The organism is Desulfobacula sp. (assembly GCF_030145145.1).
Lineage (GTDB): Bacteria > Desulfobacterota > Desulfobacteria > Desulfobacterales > Desulfobacteraceae > Desulfobacula.
Genome location: NZ_JAQYWD010000026.1, coordinates 1 through 20204, shown reverse-complemented (window position 1 = coordinate 20204; position 20204 = coordinate 1). Strand labels below are relative to the sequence as shown.

At 47.4% G+C, this 20204-nt stretch carries 23 protein-coding genes; 9 read left to right on the top strand and 14 right to left on the bottom strand.

The window, feature by feature from the left end:
* Positions 1 to 2 precede the first annotated feature (2 nt).
* The 8 genes from Q1Q15_RS15320 to rpmF are packed head-to-tail and all read right to left on the bottom strand — an operon-like array spanning position 3 to position 4955.
* Positions 3 to 668: a riboflavin synthase gene (locus tag Q1Q15_RS15320; protein ID WP_300461719.1), complete on the bottom strand. Its 666-nt coding sequence runs from the start codon at positions 666 to 668 to the stop codon at positions 3 to 5.
* A 56-nt stretch (positions 669 to 724) separates the two neighbouring features.
* A complete protein-coding gene (gene ribD / locus Q1Q15_RS15315; protein ID WP_300461716.1) occupies positions 725 to 1825 on the bottom strand; it encodes a bifunctional diaminohydroxyphosphoribosylaminopyrimidine deaminase/5-amino-6-(5-phosphoribosylamino)uracil reductase RibD in 1101 nt (366 codons plus the stop codon).
* Positions 1812 to 2318, bottom strand: coding sequence for a transcriptional regulator NrdR (gene nrdR, locus Q1Q15_RS15310; protein WP_300461713.1), 507 nt, complete (start codon positions 2316 to 2318; stop codon positions 1812 to 1814). Before nrdR ends, ribD begins: the two co-directional genes overlap by 14 nt.
* Positions 2319 to 2333: 15 nt before the next feature.
* Positions 2334 to 2798 (bottom strand): cytidine/deoxycytidylate deaminase family protein, encoded by a 465-nt coding sequence (locus Q1Q15_RS15305; protein WP_300461710.1) that lies wholly within the window; start codon positions 2796 to 2798, stop codon positions 2334 to 2336.
* The gene (gene glyA, locus Q1Q15_RS15300; protein WP_300461707.1) at positions 2791 to 4035 is read right to left on the bottom strand and encodes a serine hydroxymethyltransferase; all 1245 of its coding nucleotides are present in this window, start codon (positions 4033 to 4035) and stop codon (positions 2791 to 2793) included. The genes Q1Q15_RS15305 and glyA overlap by 8 nt, the downstream gene beginning before the upstream one ends.
* Positions 4036 to 4058: 23 nt before the next feature.
* A complete protein-coding gene (gene rpiB / locus Q1Q15_RS15295) occupies positions 4059 to 4499 on the bottom strand; it encodes a ribose 5-phosphate isomerase B (protein ID WP_300461704.1) in 441 nt (146 codons plus the stop codon).
* 15 nt (positions 4500 to 4514) lie between these two features.
* A complete protein-coding gene (gene acpP, locus Q1Q15_RS15290) occupies positions 4515 to 4748 on the bottom strand; it encodes an acyl carrier protein (RefSeq protein ID WP_300461701.1) in 234 nt (77 codons plus the stop codon).
* 21 nt (positions 4749 to 4769) lie between these two features.
* Entirely contained in the window at positions 4770 to 4955 is a 186-nt protein-coding gene (gene rpmF / locus Q1Q15_RS15285; RefSeq protein WP_300461699.1) for a 50S ribosomal protein L32, read from the bottom strand.
* 200 nt (positions 4956 to 5155) lie between these two features.
* Here rpmF and gltX point away from each other — a divergent pair, with 200 nt between their 5' ends.
* Complete coding sequence (gltX, locus tag Q1Q15_RS15280) at positions 5156 to 6559, top strand: glutamate--tRNA ligase (RefSeq protein ID WP_300461696.1); 1404 nt, start codon at positions 5156 to 5158, stop codon at positions 6557 to 6559.
* Here gltX and amrB read toward each other — a convergent pair.
* The 6 genes from amrB to Q1Q15_RS15250 all read right to left on the bottom strand — a co-directional run bounded on the left by amrB (position 6544) and on the right by Q1Q15_RS15250 (position 11033).
* The gene (gene amrB, locus Q1Q15_RS15275) at positions 6544 to 7398 is read right to left on the bottom strand and encodes an AmmeMemoRadiSam system protein B (RefSeq protein ID WP_300461694.1); all 855 of its coding nucleotides are present in this window, start codon (positions 7396 to 7398) and stop codon (positions 6544 to 6546) included. The genes gltX and amrB overlap by 16 nt on opposite strands.
* Positions 7399 to 7569: 171 nt before the next feature.
* Positions 7570 to 8244, bottom strand: a complete 675-nt coding sequence (hypB, locus tag Q1Q15_RS15270; protein ID WP_300461691.1) for a hydrogenase nickel incorporation protein HypB — start codon at positions 8242 to 8244, stop codon at positions 7570 to 7572.
* A 37-nt stretch (positions 8245 to 8281) separates the two neighbouring features.
* Entirely contained in the window at positions 8282 to 8629 is a 348-nt protein-coding gene (locus Q1Q15_RS15265; RefSeq protein WP_300461688.1) for a hydrogenase maturation nickel metallochaperone HypA, read from the bottom strand.
* 12 nt (positions 8630 to 8641) lie between these two features.
* Positions 8642 to 9772 (bottom strand): tRNA guanosine(34) transglycosylase Tgt, encoded by a 1131-nt coding sequence (gene tgt, locus Q1Q15_RS15260; RefSeq protein ID WP_300461685.1) that lies wholly within the window; start codon positions 9770 to 9772, stop codon positions 8642 to 8644.
* Positions 9773 to 9780: 8 nt separating this feature from the next.
* Positions 9781 to 10842 (bottom strand): tRNA preQ1(34) S-adenosylmethionine ribosyltransferase-isomerase QueA, encoded by a 1062-nt coding sequence (queA, locus tag Q1Q15_RS15255; protein ID WP_300461682.1) that lies wholly within the window; start codon positions 10840 to 10842, stop codon positions 9781 to 9783.
* On the bottom strand, positions 10842 to 11033 hold the full coding sequence (locus Q1Q15_RS15250) for a DUF2065 domain-containing protein (protein WP_300461680.1): 192 nt from the start codon (positions 11031 to 11033) through the stop codon (positions 10842 to 10844). Before Q1Q15_RS15250 ends, queA begins: the two co-directional genes overlap by 1 nt.
* A 171-nt stretch (positions 11034 to 11204) precedes the next feature.
* On the opposite strand from Q1Q15_RS15250, the gene gatB reads away from it, so the two are divergent.
* From gatB to Q1Q15_RS15210, 8 genes are all read left to right on the top strand, one after another.
* Positions 11205 to 12632 carry an Asp-tRNA(Asn)/Glu-tRNA(Gln) amidotransferase subunit GatB gene (gatB, locus tag Q1Q15_RS15245; protein ID WP_300461677.1) on the top strand — a complete coding sequence of 476 codons (1428 nt, stop codon included), beginning with the start codon at positions 11205 to 11207 and terminating at the stop codon, positions 12630 to 12632.
* 13 nt (positions 12633 to 12645) lie between these two features.
* Positions 12646 to 13287, top strand: coding sequence for a hypothetical protein (locus Q1Q15_RS15240; protein ID WP_300461675.1), 642 nt, complete (start codon positions 12646 to 12648; stop codon positions 13285 to 13287).
* Between the two features lie 235 nt (positions 13288 to 13522).
* A complete protein-coding gene (locus Q1Q15_RS15235) occupies positions 13523 to 14878 on the top strand; it encodes a hypothetical protein (RefSeq protein WP_300461672.1) in 1356 nt (451 codons plus the stop codon).
* 420 nt (positions 14879 to 15298) lie between these two features.
* Positions 15299 to 16405: an alanine dehydrogenase gene (ald, locus tag Q1Q15_RS15230; RefSeq protein ID WP_300461670.1), complete on the top strand. Its 1107-nt coding sequence runs from the start codon at positions 15299 to 15301 to the stop codon at positions 16403 to 16405.
* A gap of 95 nt (positions 16406 to 16500) precedes the next feature.
* A complete protein-coding gene (locus Q1Q15_RS15225; protein ID WP_300461667.1) occupies positions 16501 to 18210 on the top strand; it encodes an aldehyde ferredoxin oxidoreductase C-terminal domain-containing protein in 1710 nt (569 codons plus the stop codon).
* A gap of 35 nt (positions 18211 to 18245) precedes the next feature.
* Positions 18246 to 19667 carry an aspartate aminotransferase family protein gene (locus Q1Q15_RS15220; protein ID WP_300461664.1) on the top strand — a complete coding sequence of 474 codons (1422 nt, stop codon included), beginning with the start codon at positions 18246 to 18248 and terminating at the stop codon, positions 19665 to 19667.
* Positions 19668 to 19913, top strand: coding sequence for a MoaD/ThiS family protein (locus Q1Q15_RS15215; protein ID WP_300461661.1), 246 nt, complete (start codon positions 19668 to 19670; stop codon positions 19911 to 19913).
* Between the two features lie 79 nt (positions 19914 to 19992).
* The coding region (locus Q1Q15_RS15210; protein WP_300461658.1) for a hypothetical protein at positions 19993 to 20204 on the top strand (212 nt) is incomplete at its 3' end.

The following is a 20204-nucleotide window of genomic DNA, read 5'->3' as shown; positions in this document are numbered from 1 at the left end:
GGTTATAAAAATCCGTTCCTTGCGAGAAGTTCCATGCTGACCTCTTTTTTTTGGCCGGACAAGGCATCGTTTTTTGAAAAACTTCCCATTAACATCTTTTTTACATATTTTCCGATCATATCGGTTTCGATATTGACCTCATCACCGACCCGTTTTAACCCGATGGTCGTGATATCGGCAGTATGAGGAATAATACTGATTTCAAAATCTTTGTCCGTACACCTGTTGATGGTCAAGCTGATTCCCTCAATGGCAACAGATCCTTTTTCAATCATATCCGCAGACAGCTTCAGGGGAACATTAATTTTGATAATCAGGGCATTGCTCTTTCGGACGATGGAAGAAATGATGCCCGTGCCGTCAATATGACCAGAAACCAGATGGCCATCAATTCGATCCGACAATTTTAATGCCCGCTCGATATTGACCCGGGACCCCATCGTTAGATTCTTAAACGTTGTCCGTTCCACCGTCTCAGGTGCCATATCCACCTTAAACGCATGTTTTTCTAAACTGACCGCCGTCAGGCAGGCACCGTTTACAGCAAAAGAATCTCCGACTCGGCTCCCGGACAAATCCAGATCACAACCGATATGAAGCACCTTTCCCTCGCCACTGGACGTAATGCGGTTGATGGTTCCAAAACTTTCAATGATACCTGTAAACACTGTCTTTATTTCCCAAGCACTTGCCGCGTTTCAATCCTGTGCACCCCATTGGTACCCTATATGTCTATATATCCCTGTACCAGGATATCCGTGTCAAATCGAGTCACTGTCAACCGTTTAAGCTCAAACGCATCTTTTATCAGATCCGGACCTTTTCCTTCAAACATGGGAATTCCGTCACTGGATCCTAAAAATTTAGGCGCTAAAAAAAACAGCATTTTGTTTACGATTCCCGCCTTGAGCGCTGATCCTGCCACCCGACTGCCGCCTTCTATCAATACGCTTAAAATTGACATCTGCCCTAATTTAATCATCAGTTCATTTAAATCAAGTTTTTCTTCCTTTAGCGGTACGTCAATGATCCAGGCACCTTTTTGTTCTATTAACGCTCTTTTCTCTTCTGATACATCCGGGCCTGTCACAATAATGGTTTTGGCAGTGGATGTCTGGGTCAGCACCCGGGCATCTTCTTTAATCGTTAAATGGGTATCCAGAATAATTCTGGCCGGATCTTTTGTTTGAACACCGGCAATTCTTGACGTCAGAGACGGGTTATCGGCATGTAAGGTTCCCGACCCCACCAGTATGGCATCCACTTCATGACGGATCTGATGAGCAAATGCCCGGGACGCTTCATTGGTAATCCATTTTGAATCCCCGGCAGCCGTTGCGATTCTTCCATCCAGAGTGGATGCACATTTCATGATCACAAAAGGGGTTTTATGATGTTGAGTATACCAGATAAACGCTTCGATCAGGATTTGGGCCTCTTTTTCCAAAACACCGGAAATCACTTCAATCCCGTTGTCTTGAAGGTATTGTATCCCCCCACCACTGACGAAAGGGTTGGGGTCTTTACAGCCCACAACCACTTTTTTTATTTTTGCCTTGATTATTTTATGGGTGCATGGCGGTGTTTTTCCAAAATGATTGCACGGTTCCAGGGTCACATAGAGGGTTGCCCCCCCTGCCCTGGGGCCGGCATTATCAAGGGCTTCCACTTCAGCATGGGCACATCCCGCAGCCCTGTGAAACCCTTGCCCGACCACTTCCCCATTCTTAACAACAACCGCTCCCACACAAGGATTAGGGGAGGTAAATCCCATTGCTTTTCGTGCAAGGATAAGCGCCTGCCGCATAAAATCATGATCTGTCATCAACCGGATCCGACATCTTATCAAATTCTAGGGGCAAACAGTCTTTGGGCATGATTTTTTTGAGTTCCTGGATGAAATCGGCCACATCTTTGAACTCTCTGTAAACAGATGCAAACCGGACATAAGCCACATCATCGAGTTGCTTTAACGCCTGAATAATTTTTTCCCCCACAATGGTTGAAGAAATCTCCCGGTCATTAGTTTCCCTTAAATCCCGCTCAATGGCATCCACAACCGCCTCAATCTGATCAATGCTGATGGCTCTTTTTTCACAGGCTTTTTTAATCCCCGTCAGCACCTTTTCCCGATTAAATTCTTCCCTGCGGTTATCCTTTTTAACAATCATGATGGGAACCTGCTCAACCCGCTCATAAGTGGTAAATCGCTGGGCACAGTCCTGACATTCTCTGCGTCGACGCACTTCAAACTCAATTTTGCCCGGACGCGAATCAACGACTCTTGTGTTCAGGTTTCCACAAAATGGGCATTTCATGTTGGGCCTCTTTATTTATGGCATCTCAAACCGGACAAGTTTTACCTTGGCCTGGTCAAACATCTCAACGGTTAGCGGGTCATCATACCCCTCTTTATAGTAGACGATTTTGATGCCGGCATTAATGATCATTTTTGCACAGATGGAACAGGGTTGATGGGTACAGTAAAGATGTGCCCCGCTCACCGGTATACCGTGATAGGCCGCCTGGATAATGGCATTCTGTTCGGCATGGACCCCCCGGCACAATTCATGTTTTTCCCCGGACGGGACATTCAATTGAGCCCTTAAGCATCCGACTTCCCGGCAGTGGGGCACCTTTGACGGGGCCCCATTATACCCTGAGCAAAGAATTCTTTTTTCCTTCACCAGAACCGCGCCGACTTTTCTTCTGATACAGGTAGACCGGCTGGAAACCAGATCACAGATTCCCATAAAGTATGCATGCCATGAAGGTCTGTCAGACGCAGGCTCAGTCATGGGAAAATTCCCCGGGATATAAGGGATATTGTCGGCAAAGATCTGTCACCCGTTTGGCCATGCGCTCAACATTGGCTTGATCATCCAGAACATCGCAGATAAAGGTCGCAATCTGTTTGCTGGCCGCTTCATCCATTCCTCTGGATGTAACAAGGGGCAACCCGATGCGGATACCACTGGTAACAAAGGGGCCGCGCTTTTCATTGGGAACTGTATTTTTGTTTACGGTGATGCCAGCCCTGCCAAGTCGTTCTTCGGCATCCTTCCCGGAAATTTCCCGTTGACTGAAATCAACCAATACCATGTGGTTGTCTGTTCCGCCGGAAACCAGTTGATAGCCTCTCTCCATCAGAACGGCGGCAAGGGCTGCCGTATTTTTGATCACCTGCCGCTGGTACTCGACGAAGGTGTCATCCAATGCTTCTTTAAAGGCCACTGCTTTTGCTGCGATCACATGCATTAATGGCCCCCCCTGAATACCGGGAAAAATCTGGCTGGCAATGGATTTGGCAAATTTTTCCGAAGACAGGATCAAACCGCCCCGGGGTCCTCTAAGGGTTTTGTGAGTGGTTGAGGTGATCACGTCTGCAAACCCCACCGGAGTGGGGTGAACACCCGCCGCCACAAGACCGGCAATATGGGCCATATCCACCATAAAAAGTGCGCCCACAGATTTAGCGATATCAGCAAATCCTTTAAAATCGATAATTCTGGGATAAGCGCTGGCACCGGCCACAATCAGCTTTGGGTGATGTTTTTTTGCAAGGTCTTCCACCTGGTTCAGGTCAATCCGCTGGGTCTGGGGGGAGAGTCCGTAATGGGCAAAATCAAATAGCCTGCCGGAAAAACTGACGGCAGCGCCATGGGTCAGGTGACCGCCATGGGAAAGATCCATGGCAAGAATTCTGTCCCCGGGGTTCAACACGGCAAAATACACCGCCATATTGGCCTGGGAGCCGGAATGGGGCTGAACGTTTGCATATTCGACGTTGAACAATTGCTTGGCCCGTTGAATGGCCAGATCCTCTGCCTGGTCCACATATTCACAACCGCCATAATACCGCCGGGAAGGATACCCTTCAGCATACTTATTGGTCAAAATGGACCCCTGTGCTTCCATAACAGAACGGCTCACCGTATTTTCAGAAGCAATCAGATTCAATTCATATTCTTGGCGGTGTGCTTCCTGTTTAATAATCTTTGCAATTTCAAAATCCGTCTGATCAAGATACCCCATTTCCTCTACCCCTTCCCGTACATCTAATTATCGATACTTTGAATCCGTTCAAGATGACGTCCGCCTTCAAACGCCGTATCCAACCATGTTTGAACCAGTGCAAATGCCAGAACATCCCCCACAATACGCCCCCCGAGAACCAGCACATTGGCATCATTATGAATCCGGCTCATCCGTGCGGAGAACACATCAGAACAAAGAGCGGCCCTTACATGGGGAAACCGGTTGGCAACCATGGACATCCCCAACCCGGTACCGCAAAGCAAAATTCCCTTTGAATATTGCCCGCTTGAAACAGCGCCGGCAACCTTTTTACCAAACACCACATAATTTACCGATGCTTCATTGTGGGTCCCGGCGTCTTCAACCGAATATCCTTTGTCCGACAGATATGCCTTGATTTTTTCTTTCAATTCATAGGCGGCATGGTCACTTCCAATGATAATGGACGTGGTTTTATCCATTTTAATTACCCTTGTTTAAAATTTTGATTTGATAAAATCAATGGTATCCTGAACCGTGTGCAGTTTTTCAGCATCCTCATCATCAATTTCAATCTCGAATATTTCTTCCATTGACATGACCAGTTCAACAATGGTCAAAGAATCCGCACCCAAATCTTCAATCAGGGAGGCTTCCGGAACAATATCCTCAATATCAATCCCTGAAATCTTTTCAGCGATCGCTTTTTTCACTTTTGTTTCAACCGTCATGGATTAGACTGACTCCTTACACTATTCGTCGTCGACCAGGTCGTTTACATTTCTTCCTTTATATGCACCGCACTCAGGACAGGCGGTATGGGGAAGTTTGGGCTCTTGACATTCAGGGCAGACGCTCACTGTGGGAGCGCTTGTTTTGTAATGTGTCCGTCTTTTTCTGCCTCTTGCTTTAGAACTCTTTTGCTTTGGGACTGCCATTGATCTCTCCTAACTATATTATTTTATTTGAGTTTCTATTGCTATGGTCCAATATAATAAAACACACATTTTTACATCAATTAACAAAAAGTGTCAAGAAATTTAAACTGAAGTATTTTAAGTCCCCACACTTGAATGAAATCAGGTCTTGTGGTAGGTAACGTCTTAATTTTCTGCAATATTTATTTTATGGAGAACAAATGGAACCAATTGTCACACGATTTCCCCCCTCCCCCACCGGCGCCCTTCACATTGGCGGGGCAAGAACAGCGCTCTTTAACTGGCTGTATGCACGGAAAAAAAAAGGGAAATTTATTTTAAGAATTGAAGATACCGATACGGTAAGATCCACAAAAGAATCTGTGGGGGCTATTTTGGAATCGTTAACATGGCTCGGCATTGACTGGGATGAAGGCCCGTATTTTCAAACCGAAAGAGCCACTATTTACACTGAATACATAGAACGACTGGTCGAATCAGGGTCTGCCTACTATTGTTCCTGTACCCCGGAAGAGGTCAATGCCATGAGAGAAGCGGCCAAGGCCAATGGATTAAAACCCATGTACAACGGCAGGTGCCGGAAAAAAAATCTTGGCCCCGGCGACAACACGGTGGTCCGCCTGAAAACGCCCCAAACAGGCGTTACCATTGTTCAGGACATCGTAAAGGGTGACACGGCATTTCAAAATTCTGAAATGGATGACTTTATTATCCAGAGAAGTGACGGATCTGCCATGTATAACCTGGCGGTTGTCATTGATGACCTGACCATGGGGATTAATACCATTATCCGGGGAGATGACCATTTGATCAATACCCCGAAACAAATGCTGATATACCAGGCCCTGGGCGCAGACATGCCGAGTTTCGGTCATGTTCCCATGGTCCTGGGAGCTGACAAATCCCGCCTGAGCAAGCGGCACGGTGCCATGTCCGTGGGGGAATATAAGCATTTAGGATTCCTGCCCGATGCCATGATCAATTATCTGGTGCGGTTGGGATGGTCCCATGGGGACCAGGAATTCTTTGAAAGGAATGACCTCATTGAAAAATTTGACCTGGAACATCTAGGCCGATCCGCTTCCATGTTTGACAATGATAAACTTTTGGCCCTGAATGCCAAACACATTCAAAGCAAACGCCCGGAGATACTGGCAGATCATTTCCTGTTTCACCTGAAAAATTTAGGCATTGATGCCCAAAATGATGCCTTCACCCAGGGGGTTATTGAAACCCTTCAGTCCAGAAGTAAAACCCTTGTGGAGATGGCAAAGGGCGCTGCTTTTTATTATCAGGAAGATGTTCAATTTGATGAAAAGGCCGCTCATAAATTTTTAAACCCCGACTGTCTGGATATGCTGCAAACCATTGCAGACGATATTGAAGGCCTTGAAGCGTATACCCAGGCGACCCTTGAACACGTATTCAAGAAAATCATGGATCAAACCCATCTCAAATTCGGAAAAATTGCCCAGCCCATAAGGGTTGCCATTACGGGCACAACGGTGAGTCCGGGTATTTTTGAAATGCTGCTGGCCCTGGGTCAGGAAAAAACCGTTCAACGGATTAAAACCGCTATCCGGCTGATTCAGGATACGGCATAAAGAAGCCCTGAATATCCCACAAAACTTTCGGCGGCGGATTTCTCAAAACTGGTGGCGTAGTCAAGCTCAACGGCCTTGACCGCGCCCAGGTTTTTACAGGCTGCCGCTGTGGCAGCTGCAGCACCGGCACAACACATATTCTGATGATCCAGCCCTTCAGCGACAATCGTTGACGGATCCATTTCCATCATTGCCTGGATGGCGGCCCTGTCATTTTCGGTTGTCACCCATTCCACGGCCCGGTTACCGGTTCCGGCCGGTGTAAATCCAAAATCAGGCCCATAGTGGGTCATGTCCGTGGAACCGATCACCCTGATATTTTTTGACAATTGTTGCGCTTCTGCAACGACCATACTGCCGATAATTCCGGCAAAAAAGGACGGTGCAACACCGCAGACCACAATTTTTACATCCGGGTAAAAATATTTAATAAACGGATATTGAAGCTCAAGGGTATTATCATCCGGAAATTTGTGGGGCGGTCTCTGGCGGATACTGATACCCCCACAAATCTTATCTGCCAGTTCCCTGTCCACCTCCATATCCCCAAAGGGTGTTTCAATGGCACCATGGGACAGGATAAAGGGTTCGGACTGCCTGTGCATATGTGCACCGAATAAAACAATGGTATCAATTTTATCATCAGACTGAAGAGAAGCAATCACCCGGCAGGCAATAGACCCGGAATAGTACCAACCTGCATGGGGGACAATCCCCCCCATAAAACGACCCGCCAGGGGCCCGTTCTTTTCTTTTAAAAACCCTTGTATGGAAGCCTCACACGCATCAGCGGCTGCAGGATACCATGAACCGGCAAATGCCATTCGTTTCTTTTCCATAATGTTCTCTCCCTTTTTATCTTTTCCCTTACACCGTGTTCAGCCAACCATGAGACTTAAGTGCCGGCAGACAGGGGTCAGGTGAAATATGTGTCCTTTGATGCAACGCAGAAGACGAGTTGAAAGACAATCAAGATCGGGGAATTATTTATTTCTGTGCCCCTAAAGCGGTCAAAGGCCTTTTCCTGTTTTTTCAAACACCTTTATGTTCAGCCATTCAAGCCAGGGTGAAAAGCCTTCTTCAGTTTTAGCAGAGATCTCAAACACCGGCAGGTGGGGATGCACTTGTTGTATATTGTCCTTTGCCAACCGGATATCCACATCAAGGTATGGCAGCAAATCAATCTTGTTTAAAATGGCAACGTCTGCCACCCTGAACATCAACGGGTATTTCAATGGTTTGTCTTCCCCTTCGGTTACGCTTAACATCACGGCCCTTGCATCCTCACCAATATCAAACTCAGCCGGACAGACCAGGTTCCCGATATTTTCCACAATGAGAAGATCAAGGTCCTCACACCCCAACTGCCTGGCCGAAGAAAAAATCAGGTGTGCTGCCAGGTGGCAATCCCCCCCAAACTGATCCGTATTGATCTGGGTCACTTTGGCACCGGTTACATCCAGCCGGTCAGCGTCGTTGGTGGTGCAGATATCTCCCACAATCACGCCCACGCGAATCCGGGGCATCAGCCGTACAAGGGTTTTACAAAGGGTCTCGGTTTTTCCCGAGCCGGGTGAGGACATCAAGTTCAGCACAAACACATTCTGGTCCTTGAAAAACATTCTGTTCGTATCGGCTTGTGTTTCGTTTGCTTCAAGCACTCTTTTTTGAATATTTATTTCCATGGTTTTTGCCTGCTTTTTAAAATTGATCTGTTTTTACTTACTCTGCCAGTTCCAGGGAGGTGATCTCTATTTCTCTTCCGGTGAGCATTTGGACATCCCCCTCTTTACAGAAAGGACATGTGAACACCGGCCCTGTCACCTCCCAGGTGTTGTCACAGGACTGACACCGAACCGTCACCGGAACAACGTCAATCTTAAGCCGGGCATTCTCCAGCGGCGTATCTTTTGTAATGATCTCAAAACAAAACGTAAGGCTATGTTCGACCACAGATGCAAGCCGCCCGATTTTCAGATTTACGATTTCAACCACTGGATGTTCCATGTCTTCAGGAATTGCATCCAGGGCGATGTTAACCAATTGTTCGGCAATCCCCATCTCGTGCATCGGTTGATTTCCTTAGGTCTGTCTTTTCGCATAAAATTCAGTCTTAAACGCCAGGAATCGATCGTCCCTGATGGCCGCCCTCATTTTCTCCATCAGATCAAGATAATAATAAATATTATGCATGGTGTTCAATCGGTAAGACAACAATTCCCTTGATTTGTACAAATGCCGTAAATACCCCCGGGAATAGTTCTGACAGGTATAACAGTTACAATCCGTATCAATGGGCCCTTTGTCAAGCCTGAATTTTGCATTGGAAATATTGAGGGTCCCAGTGGAGGTAAACAGCTGGCCGTTTCTGGCATTTCGGGTGGGCATGACACAGTCGAACATATCACACCCCATGCCCACCAGTTCAACCAGGTCTTCCGGGGTGCCCACCCCCATAATATATCGGGGTTTGTGCACCGGCAGCAACGGCAGGGTATGGTCTGCCATTTCATACATGAGGGCCTTGGGTTCCCCGACGCTCAACCCCCCCAGGGCAAACCCGGGAAAATCAATCCGGGTCAACTGCTCGGCGGACAGGGTGCGAAGCGGCTTGTACATCCCGCCTTGTACGATGCCGAACAGGTTATTCACCGCCCCTTTTTCCTGCCAGAAATCAAACCCCCGTTTTGCCCACAGGCTTGTCTTGTTCACCGCTTCCAGGGTCTGGCGTTCGCTGGCCGGATACCCCATGCACCAGTCCAGGGACATCATGATATCCGATCCCAGGATCATTTGAATTTCAACGGCTTTTTCCGGGGAAAACACATGCCTTGATCCGTCAATATGGGATTGAAACGCAACCCCTGCATCGGTAAATTTAGCCAGCTTTGCCAGGGAAAAAAACTGGAAACCACCGGAATCGGTCAACATGGGTTTGTTCCAGCCAATAAACGAATGAAGGCCGTCCATATGGTCAATCACCTCACACCCCGGTCTTAGATAAAGGTGATAGGTATTGCCAAGAATAATCTGGACCTTGCAATGATCCAGGTCTTCAACACTGACAGACTTCACTGACCCCCGGGTGCCCACGGGCATAAAAATGGGGGTGTCAATCACCCCATGATCGGTGGTAATGGTTCCCAGTCGTGCCCGGGACGGTGTTGATCCCCCTGTTTCTTCTGATGTTTTTAATATTTCAAATGTTAACATAGGCCTTCTTATTGGATGAGCATGGCATCGCCATAGCTGAAAAATCGATAGTCGCTGTTGATGGCTTCCTGGTAGGCCGCCAATATGCTTTCCCGATTGTAAAATGCCGACACCAGCATCAACAAGGTGGATTCAGGAAGGTGGAAATTGGTGATCATGGCATCCACGCATTTAAAGGTATACCCGGGATAGATAAACAGATCACAAAATCCGTTTTGCGCGGTGACGTGGCCGGCGGCATCGGAAAGAAACTCCAGGGTTCTTACACTGGTGGTTCCCACCGCAACAATCCGGCGATGTTGCTGTTTGGCAGTATTGATTTTGTCTGCGGTTTTCCTGGACAGGGAGAAATACTCGGAATGAATCTGATGATCCCTGATATCCGACACCCTTACCGGCACAAACGTGCCATATCCGACATGAAGGGTAATGGGGGCAAAATCAATCCCTTTTGCCTTGAGATCATCCATTAAGGGATGGGTAAAATGAAGTCCGGCTGTGGGCGCGGCAACCGCCCCCTCCTGGGCCGCATAAACCGTCTGGTAATCGTCCGGGTCATTCTGGCCGGAACCGGGGTCCGCCCTCTTGATATACGGGGGCAAGGGAATTTTACCGGATCGTTTGAGAAATTCTATAAAGTTGTGCCCGTTTAAAAATCTGACCTCAAAAACCCCTTCCTTTATGGCTTCAACCCTTGCCTCAACTGTATCTGATAACAAAAGCCGGGCCCCTTTTTTCGGGCTTTTTGAGGCTTTAATCAAACAGTCACACTGGAAAAAACCGGTCCTCTCAAGGTGTTTCATTCCAGTGGCATAATCAACGATCAATACTTCAATTTTACCACCTGTCTCTTTTTTTCCCAACAGCCTTGCCGGAACCACCTTTGTTGTATTGATCACCAAAAGATCATCCGCCCTGAGCAATGTGGGCAGATCCCTGAACCTTTGATGGGAAAGAATTTTTGTTTTTCTATCCAGATGCAGTAGCTTTGATTCAGTTCTGTTTTTGCACGGTGTCTGGGCAATCTTTTCCGCTGGCAAATCATAGGCATAATCGGACAATTGAAACATCAGAGGCTTTCCATACCCATATAAACAAGGCAAAGCCCTATCAGCATCAAACCGAACCCGAATTTTCTCAGATGGGTGTCTTCCAGCCGAATGATCATTTGAACCATTTCCTTCATTTTGCCGGGGACGGCAAAGTATGGCACCCCCTCAACAATCATGACCATGCCAATGACACACAAGAAAAACTGCATACGCCCCCTTTATTTGTTTCCAACGGTAATCATCATCATTCGGTATCTCTTTTATAGTTTTCCCTGTTTTTATGCAATGAAAATTATATTGATTAATGGAAATTTCAAGGTTATATAAGAAGGTTATTGTTAAACGATATTAGTGATAACCCATAAGAGGAATAATTATTCATGCAGTTTGAACCTGTCATCGGTCTTGAAGTCCATGCACAATTGAAAACAAAAACAAAGATTTTCTGTGGATGCTCCACCGCCTTCGGGAAATCACCCAATGCCAATACCTGCCCTGTTTGTACGGGAATGCCCGGTGTGTTGCCGGTCCTGAACAAACAAGTGGTTTCCTTTGCCATCAAAGCCGCCCTTGCCACCCATTGCAACATCAACAGGGAAAGTCGGTTTGACCGGAAAAACTATTTTTACCCGGATCTTCCCAAAGGATATCAGATTTCCCAATATGCCCTTCCCATTGCCGAACATGGATACCTTGATATTGAAACAGACCCCTCCGGCGTTCAGAGAATCGGCATTACCCGGATTCACATGGAAGAGGATGCCGGAAAACTCATCCATGATCCGGCCAGGGCCAAAAGCATGGTGGATCTGAACCGGACCGGGGTTCCCCTGATCGAGATTGTCAGTGAACCGGACATCCGGACACCCGGACAAGCCGGTGCCTACTTGAGGAAATTGCATGGGATTTTAAAATATATTGACGTATGTGACGGTAACATGGAAGAGGGCAGTTTCAGATGTGATGCCAATATCTCCCTGCGGCCGAAAGGCCAGGCAGCATTCGGCACCAGAACCGAACTGAAAAACCTCAACTCCTTTAAACATGTTGAAAAGGCCATTGCTTATGAAATTGACCGTCAGACCTATGTGTTAGAAGCAGGACAACCGGTCATCCAGGAAACGCGGCTGTGGGACCCTTCCAGGAACAAAACAAGTGCCATGCGGGGCAAAGAAGAAGCCCATGATTACCGGTATTTTCCAGACCCGGACCTGGTCCCCCTCATTGTTGACGATGCATGGATCCAGGCAGTTGCCAAAGAAATCCCGGAACTGCCCGAGGAAAAACAGTCCCGATTCATCCGTGACTATGACCTGGCAACCCCTGATGCCATCGTGTTGACTTCCTCCATCGCACTGGCGGATTTTTTCGAAGAAACCGCCCGGTTAGTCCAGGACAAAAAACGGGCTGCCAACTGGATTCTGACCACCCTGCTGGGTCTGCTCAACACAAAGGGGATCAGCATCACCGACTCCCCGGTCACTGCAGGGGATTTTTCAAAATTGCTGTTGCTTATGGAACAGGGAGCCATCACTGTTGCTGCCGGGAAAACCGTATTTGAAGAAATGGTAGTATCCTCAAAATCCCCAGACCGCATTGTACGGGAAAAAGGGCTTGAACAGGTGTCGGACCACTCCCAACTGGACACCCTTGTCCAGTCGGTCATCCGGGATAACCCAGCGGAAGTGACGGCCTACAGGGAGGGTAAAACCAAATTGTTCAGCTTTTTCATGGGACAGATCATGAAAAAAACCCGGGGCAAAGCAGACCCGGCCATCATCACCCAATTATTGAAAACCAACCTGTAACATGGAGCGTATTGTGACCCCTTTGATCCGTTTAATACAATTGACCCGTTCAATCAAACAGGGCTTTTTATGGTTACCCCTTTTCATTGTTCTTCCTTTGGGAGCCGGCCATGCCGACACAAAAAACATTAAAACCCTTGCGGTTATCCCCTTTGAAACCAATTCACAGACTGATATCTCCTATATCACATCCGGGGTGTTGACCATGCTCCACTCCAGGCTGTCCTGGAAAGGCCACGTGGAGATGGTTCAAAAAAGCCGGGTGGATGAAACGCTTTCCGACCTTCAGCAAACCGGTCAAGTCCGCCGGGTCATGGCAGTGGGGGAAAAAACAGGGGCTGATTATGTTATCACGGGTATTATCACGGAATTTTCCGGTGCCTATAGTATTGACACCCGGGTCTATGACTTGACCGACAAATCTTACATGACCTTTTACGGGCAGTCGAAAACCATTGACCGGGTAATCCCTGAAGTAGATATCATGTCGGCTAAAATCAATAAAAAGGTTTTTGATCGAACAACCCTGTCCTATGAAAAATTTGAGCGGGAACACATTATCACCCAGGAACAATTAAGACGGATCAATCCCGAACGGATGATGCCCCTGCCCGCCATGGATGAAGAGGCAAAACCCTGGTGGAAAATCTGGTAACCTGTTTTTTCAGTTTTTTTTACTCAAACACACAAAAACAACATTTTTCCATTGACTATTGCCCGGGTTTATGATTTATCATGCAAAGCATTAATCTCAAAAGAAAGGAGGGATGCCTGGAAATCAAGGCTCGTACCGTTTTTGAAAGATTAGGCACAATTAAACTTTTTTTTATTGTATTTAAAAGGAGTACAATAAAAAAATTCACTTAACTTTTTTTTAAAAGGAAAAAAAGATGAAAAAATTAGCATTGATCCTGGCCATTGCCATGATTGCATCGTTTGCTGCCGTGCCTGCCATGGCAGATCTGGACATTGGCGGTTCTTACCGTGCTGTTGGAACCAGTAATGATCTAGGGTTTAAAGGCGTCGGCTTGGACCCACCCAATGAAACATGGGTAGACCAGAGAATGAGGGTTGCTTTTAACTGGGGCGTTAATGACAATGTAGCGGTACAACTTCGCGGTGACTTTGCAGAGATGACATGGGGTGACGGTTACAGACCTGAGCAGGGTACTGATACCCTCATGATAGACCGGGCGTTTGTCACAATCAAACAAGGCCCCCTTACACTGACCGTTGGTCAGCAGGCCAATGGCTGGGGCCAGGGTCTTCTCTGGAGTGATCAGTTCCAGGGCATCCATGCCGACCTTGATTTTGCGCCGTTTAACGTTAAAGCCCTTTGGTCAAAAGAATCTGAAGGTGGATTGGCCGGTACTGTCAATGTAACGAACGCTGCTGGTGCTGTTATTGGAACGGTTCCTGGTGCAGCGGCTGGCAATGCAATCACTGACAACAGTGTAAACGACGATACAGATATTTATGGCCTCCAGCTCGGTTATGCAGCAGATACGTTTACGGCTGCTTTAACCTATGTGACCATGATTAATGATGCTGCAAATGCTACCGTTTTCGGTGCTGACGCTGCCACACTCAGTGGGTATTCCGGAACTGTTACCGGCGCTTTCGGGGATGTAAGCCTGGGCGCTGAAATCGCGCTTTTTGATGGCGACAATGGCTTAAACGGTGCCGCCCAAATTGACTTCGAAGGAACCCAGCTCATGGCCTTCGCCAGAACTGCTTTTACCGAACAATTCAAAGCCGGTGCAATGGTTATCTGGGCCGATGATGTCGCCAATGCCACCACCGCACAGGCTACTGTTATCGTTGATGATACCGGTTTCAACCCCTTTGATTATGCCGGTGCCCTGGGTTATGACAACGGTGTTAGATTAATGCCGGCCACAAATACCCCGACCTCCTTGTTTGATATTGCCCAATCCGGCGCAGGTGTATTGGGACTTATTCTGGATGCGTCTTTTGCTGCAACCGAATCCCTTACCTTCTATGGAAAACTCATGTATGCTGAACCCTCTGATGATGTTCCCGTTACTCTTGTTAATCCTGGTCTTGACAGTGCTTTTGGTGCCATCGCCAATGTTGACTATGCCTGGATGCCTGCAGTAACGCTTTCCGCTGGTATGATGTACATTGCCCCCGATTACGATGCCACAGACGCTCAACTTACAGCAATGGGCATGACAGATGATGCTGCTCTTCAACTGGTCGTAAGACTGGGTGTGACTTTCTAATGACACTTTTTTTGTAATTGTTTTTAGATAGACAACGCTTTGGGGTTTGCTTTTTTAAAAGCAAACCCCATTTTTTTTCCACCAGAGGCCAGGCCTCTCCTTTACCCCCCCAATATTCGGACTGGAAAATAAACCCAATTGAGTTAACATGAACCCATTATGGGTCTTTTTTGACCCAATCCCCGAAACACCTTCCCCATCATTCCCTGCACAGGCAGATTACCATCCTGGGACATTTATGACCCGAATCGCAACGCCCTCCATGGATTCATTTCCGTTGCCATATATCACATAACCACCTGAAATAAAATCATTTAGCTGAAATCTTGCTGGTCGGGCACGATTGTTGCTTTGAATTCAGACAAACATACAATCCATTGTGTTCAAAAATTCATTCTATATGAACAAAGGAGAAGGAAAATGAAAGTCGGTATATTAAAAGAAATCAAATCCGCTGAAAATCGCGTTTCCATGACGCCTTCCGGCGTTGAGGTCATGGTACGGAACGGACATGACATACTGGTTGAAAAAGATGCAGGCATTGGCAGTGGGTTTGAGGATGCCAGGTTCATTGCTGCCGGGGCAACCATTGTCAACACCCCGGAACAGATTTTTGAAACCGCTGAAATGGTCATGCATGTCAAAGAGCCACTGCCCGCTGAATACCATCTGATAAGAGAAAATCAAATTGTCTTCACCTATCTTCACCTGGCTGCGGCAAAAGAGTTGACCGGGGCCCTGATGAAAAGCAAGTCGGTGTGCATTGCCTATGAAACCATTGAAAAACAGGACAGGTCTCTTCCCCTGCTGACCCCCATGAGTGAAGTGGCCGGCAGGATGGCCATTCAGCAGGGGGCTAAATATCTTGAAATGGCCCAGGGAGGAAACGGGGTCCTTTTAGGGGGTGTCCCCGGTGTAGAACCTGGAACGGTGGTGGTCATCGGCGGTGGTGTTGTCGGCACCAATGCCGCTAAAATGGCCTGCGGATTAGGCGCAAAAGTCTATCTGCTGGATATGAATCTGGATCGACTGCGATATCTCAGTGACATTATGCCGGCAAACTGCATTGCCATGATGTCAAGCCCTGCGGCCATCCGGAAACTGATCAAAGAGGCGGATGTGGTGGTGGGTGCTGTTCTTGTTGCCGGGACAAAGGCCCCCCGGCTGGTGACAAAAGAAGACCTGAAGACCATGAAAAAAGGGGCCGTTTTAGTGGATGTAGCCATTGACCAGGGCGGGTGTTTTGAAACCTCAAAAGCAACCACCCATTCTGATCCTGTTTATACCATTGACGGCGTCATTCATTATTGTGTGGCAAACATGCCGGGTGCCGTGGCGAAAACATCAACCCTGGCCCTGACAAACGCCACCCTTCCCTATGCGGTTGCCATTGCCAACAAGGGCTGGAAACGAGCCATGCAGGAAGATTTGTCCCTGAAAAAAGGATTGAATATCCAGAATGGCAAGCTTGTTTACAAACCGGTTGCCGAGGCAACCGGGTATGAATATTCGCCTGTTGATTTTTAATATTTTTCGTTACCGTTTAGTGATTCCCCCAAAAGGATGATGGGGCGGGAGATCATTAATTTGCCAGATTTTAAACCATATTTAGGAGGGTCATTGTGTTAAAATTACTTAGGATTGATGTGGAGAAACAACATTTTCTTTTTGAGGAATTATCCCCGGAATATGCCCGACTGGGCGGCAGAGCATTGAGCTCATCTATTATCAACCGGGAAGTACCTCCCGACGTTGATGCGTTAGATCCAAAGAACAAATTGATTTTTGCGGCCGGAATTCTTGCCGGGACCGGCTTTGCCAACAGCAGTAGATTATCCGTGGGATCCAAGAGCCCTTTAACCGGCGGTATCAAAGAGGCCAATGCCGGTGGAAATGCCGCATCCAACCTGGCTAAATTGGGGATTCAAGCCGTTGTTCTTGAGGGGCGGGCAACGGGGTTAACTACCTTAAAAATTGATGCTGACGGCGTGTCGTTTGTTGATGCAGGCCCGATAAAGGGATTGGGCAATTATCAGGTGATTGAAGATTTAAAAAAAGCGCATGGTGACAAGGTATCTATTGTCTCCATTGGACCTGCAGGGGAACGTCAATTAAAAGCGGCCTCCGTTTCAGTGACATCACCTGATTTTTATCCCAGGATGGCTGCAAGGGGAGGACTGGGTGCAGTGATGGGGTCTAAAAATGTAAAAGCACTGGTCATCGACAGCAAAGGTGCTAAAGGGGTTGAAATAAAGGACAAACCCCTGTTCAAAGCCGCAGCCTCAAAATTTACCAAAGGGGTACTTGCCTATCCAATGATTGAAGGCTTGAATGCATTAGGGACTCCGATTCTTGTCAACATGATCAATGGCATGGGATGCCTTCCGACCCGTAATTATTCCGTTGGTCAATTTGACAAAGCCCATCAGATCTCGGGTGAGCATATGGCTGAATTAATGTCAAAACGGCCGAATTCCGTTCCCGGCCATAAATGCATGACCGGATGTGTGATCGGATGTTCAAACGTCTTTACCGATGAAAAGGGCGAGGTGATTGTTTCCGGGCTTGAGTATGAAACCATTGTTCTGACCGGATCCAATTGCATGATTGATGACATTGATATGATCGCTAAAATTAATTGGGCCTGTAATGACATTGGTGTTGATACCATGGATGTCGGTGCTGCCATTGCCCTTGCCATGGAAGCAGATATATTGAAAATGGGGGATGCAACCGGCGCTTTAGCACTGGTCAGTGAAATCAGAGAAGGCACAGACAATGGCCTGCTTATTGGAAACGGATGCAAAGTCACCGGTGAACGACTGGGATCAAAAAGGATTCCCCATGTAAAGGGACAAAGCCTTGCCGCATATGACCCAAGAGGCCTTAAAGGGACCGGTACCAGCTATGCCACATCCGCAATGGGTGCGGATCATACCGTTGGAAATGCCATCCCCAATCCCTTGTCGCAGTATGACCCCGCCTCACCCAAGGGCCAGGCGGAAATGTCATCTTTCCTGCAAATTTATCATGCAGCCATAGACAGTCTTGGCATTTGTTTGTTCGCCTCTTTACCTGCACTTGATTTTGCAGATCTTCAGGGCCATATTGTGCAGGGCGTTGCCGCCCTTTATGGTGAAACCCTTGATCGAGATTATATTAAACAATTAGGGATTGCCACGTTAAAAGCGGAAAGAGAATTTAATACCAATGCCGGTTTTACAAAAGAAGATGATCGACTACCCCAATTTTTCAAGGACGAGCCATTGCTGCCTTCAGGAAATGTTTTTGATGTATCGGATGAAGATCTTGATCGTGTAAATGCTTTCTAAAGTAACCGTATAAATTTGAAATAAGGAGAAACTGAATGGCTTCTGAAGAATATTATGAAAAATTGTCCTTCCCGGATGCACCAAAAATTGTGACAAAAACGATACCCGGTCCCCAGACAAGGGCGCTGCTGGAAAAAGAACTGAGCAATGAAACCCCTACAAGAATTGCGCCCATCGGCATTCCCATTGCATGGGAAGAAGCATCTGGCGCAACGTTTAAAGACCCGGACGGCAATGTATTTATTGATCTGTCATCGGGTGTGGCGGTAAACAATGTGGGTCATTCTCATCCGGAAATTGTTGAGGTGATTAAAAACGAATGCGGGCGGTTGATGCATACGCCCGACGGTACCTGTAAAAACCGTCAAAGACTGGGTGCAATGCTCGCCGAGGCAGCACCGGGAAATCTTAAGAACAATGTAAGAATGGCATATGGATTGAGCGGCAGTTCTGCCAATGAAATTGCCATTAAATTTGCCCGGGCTTCCACCGGCAAGTCAATCATATTGGGGTTTCAAGGTGCCTACCATGGCTCCATTGGTACGACGCTTACATTAACCACTTCTCCCACCTTTCGCAGCCTGTACCGGCCGTTTATGCCGTTTGTTGAGCGCTTGGGGCCTTACCCCTATTGTTATCGCTGCCCCTATGATCTCACCCATCCTGAGTGCGATCTTCAGTGTGCCAAGTATGTGGAATTTCAATTAACCGATCCCTATGGTGGGATTGATGTGGGTGATGTTGCTGCCGTCATCCTTGAGCCCATGCAGGGGGAAGGCGGGTATGTCCCGCCGCCGCCGGGTTGGATGGAGTATATGTATAATTTGTTCAACCGCCTGGGAATCCTTATCATCGATGACGAAGTCCAGATGGGAATGGGCCGCACCGGAACCCTGTTTGCCGTAGAAAATTTTGGTGTTGAACCGGACATCATTACCATGGGAAAAGCCCTGGGAGGAGATCTACCGTTCAGTGCAGTACTGTGCCGGGCTGATCTGGTGAAGGACCTGGAACCCTTCAGTCATGTGCTTACTGCGGCGGGGAACTCCATGTCCTGTGCGGTTGCCTGCAAAAATCTGGAATTAATTCAGGATGGGTTGCTGGACAGATCCAAAGAAATGGGGGCCTATGCCAAGGGCCGTTTAAAAGAGTTGGCCAAAGAAAGAGAGGTAATTGGTGATGTGAGGGGTATGGGCTGGGGAATTGCTATAGAACTGGTGTGTAATAAAACGACCAAACAACCCCTTTCCATGGCCGAAGTGGTTCGAATCGTGTGGCACTTGAGAGATAAAGGGGTTTATGTCCTGCCATGCGGCCGGTTTGATAATATATTGCGTATGGTCCCCCCCCTGATGATCTCCAAAGATCTGGTTGACAAAAGCATTGATATTATAGCAGATGTGCTCGAAACAGCGGATATGGCTAGATACAGTCTTAATTGGACCATGGGGTCATAAATGACCATACGGGTGACCATCCGGCTGTTTGGCACATTAAGTTTAAAAGTGCCGGATTACGAGCATAAAAAGGGATTGATTGTCCATCTGCCGGATGATGCCACCCCGGAAGACCTGTTGAAGCGCTTGCAGCTGCCGCCGTCCCACGTCGGCCTTATCAGCCATGAAAACCAGGCGATTCAACGAAACACCCGTCTTAAAGATGGAATGACCATTGGTCTTTTTTCACCGGTTTATGGAGGGTAACCGGATAACCATCGGTTTGAAATAATAAAATGAATACCGCATCAAGGTTTAATTAATTTAACACCGTAAGGAGAAAAAAATGACAGGAAAAACAATTTTAAAGAAATTGGCACTCATTTCAATGGTTTTACTCGTTTGTAGTGTGTTTACGATTGGTTCTTCACTTGCCGGGGACAAAGTATACCGATGGAAACTTCAATCCGGGTATCCCCATGGCGATCTTTCGTTTGAGCTGTTAAAGGGATTTGCTGCAGATGTAAAAAAATTCAGTAACGGCAAACTTGTGATCTC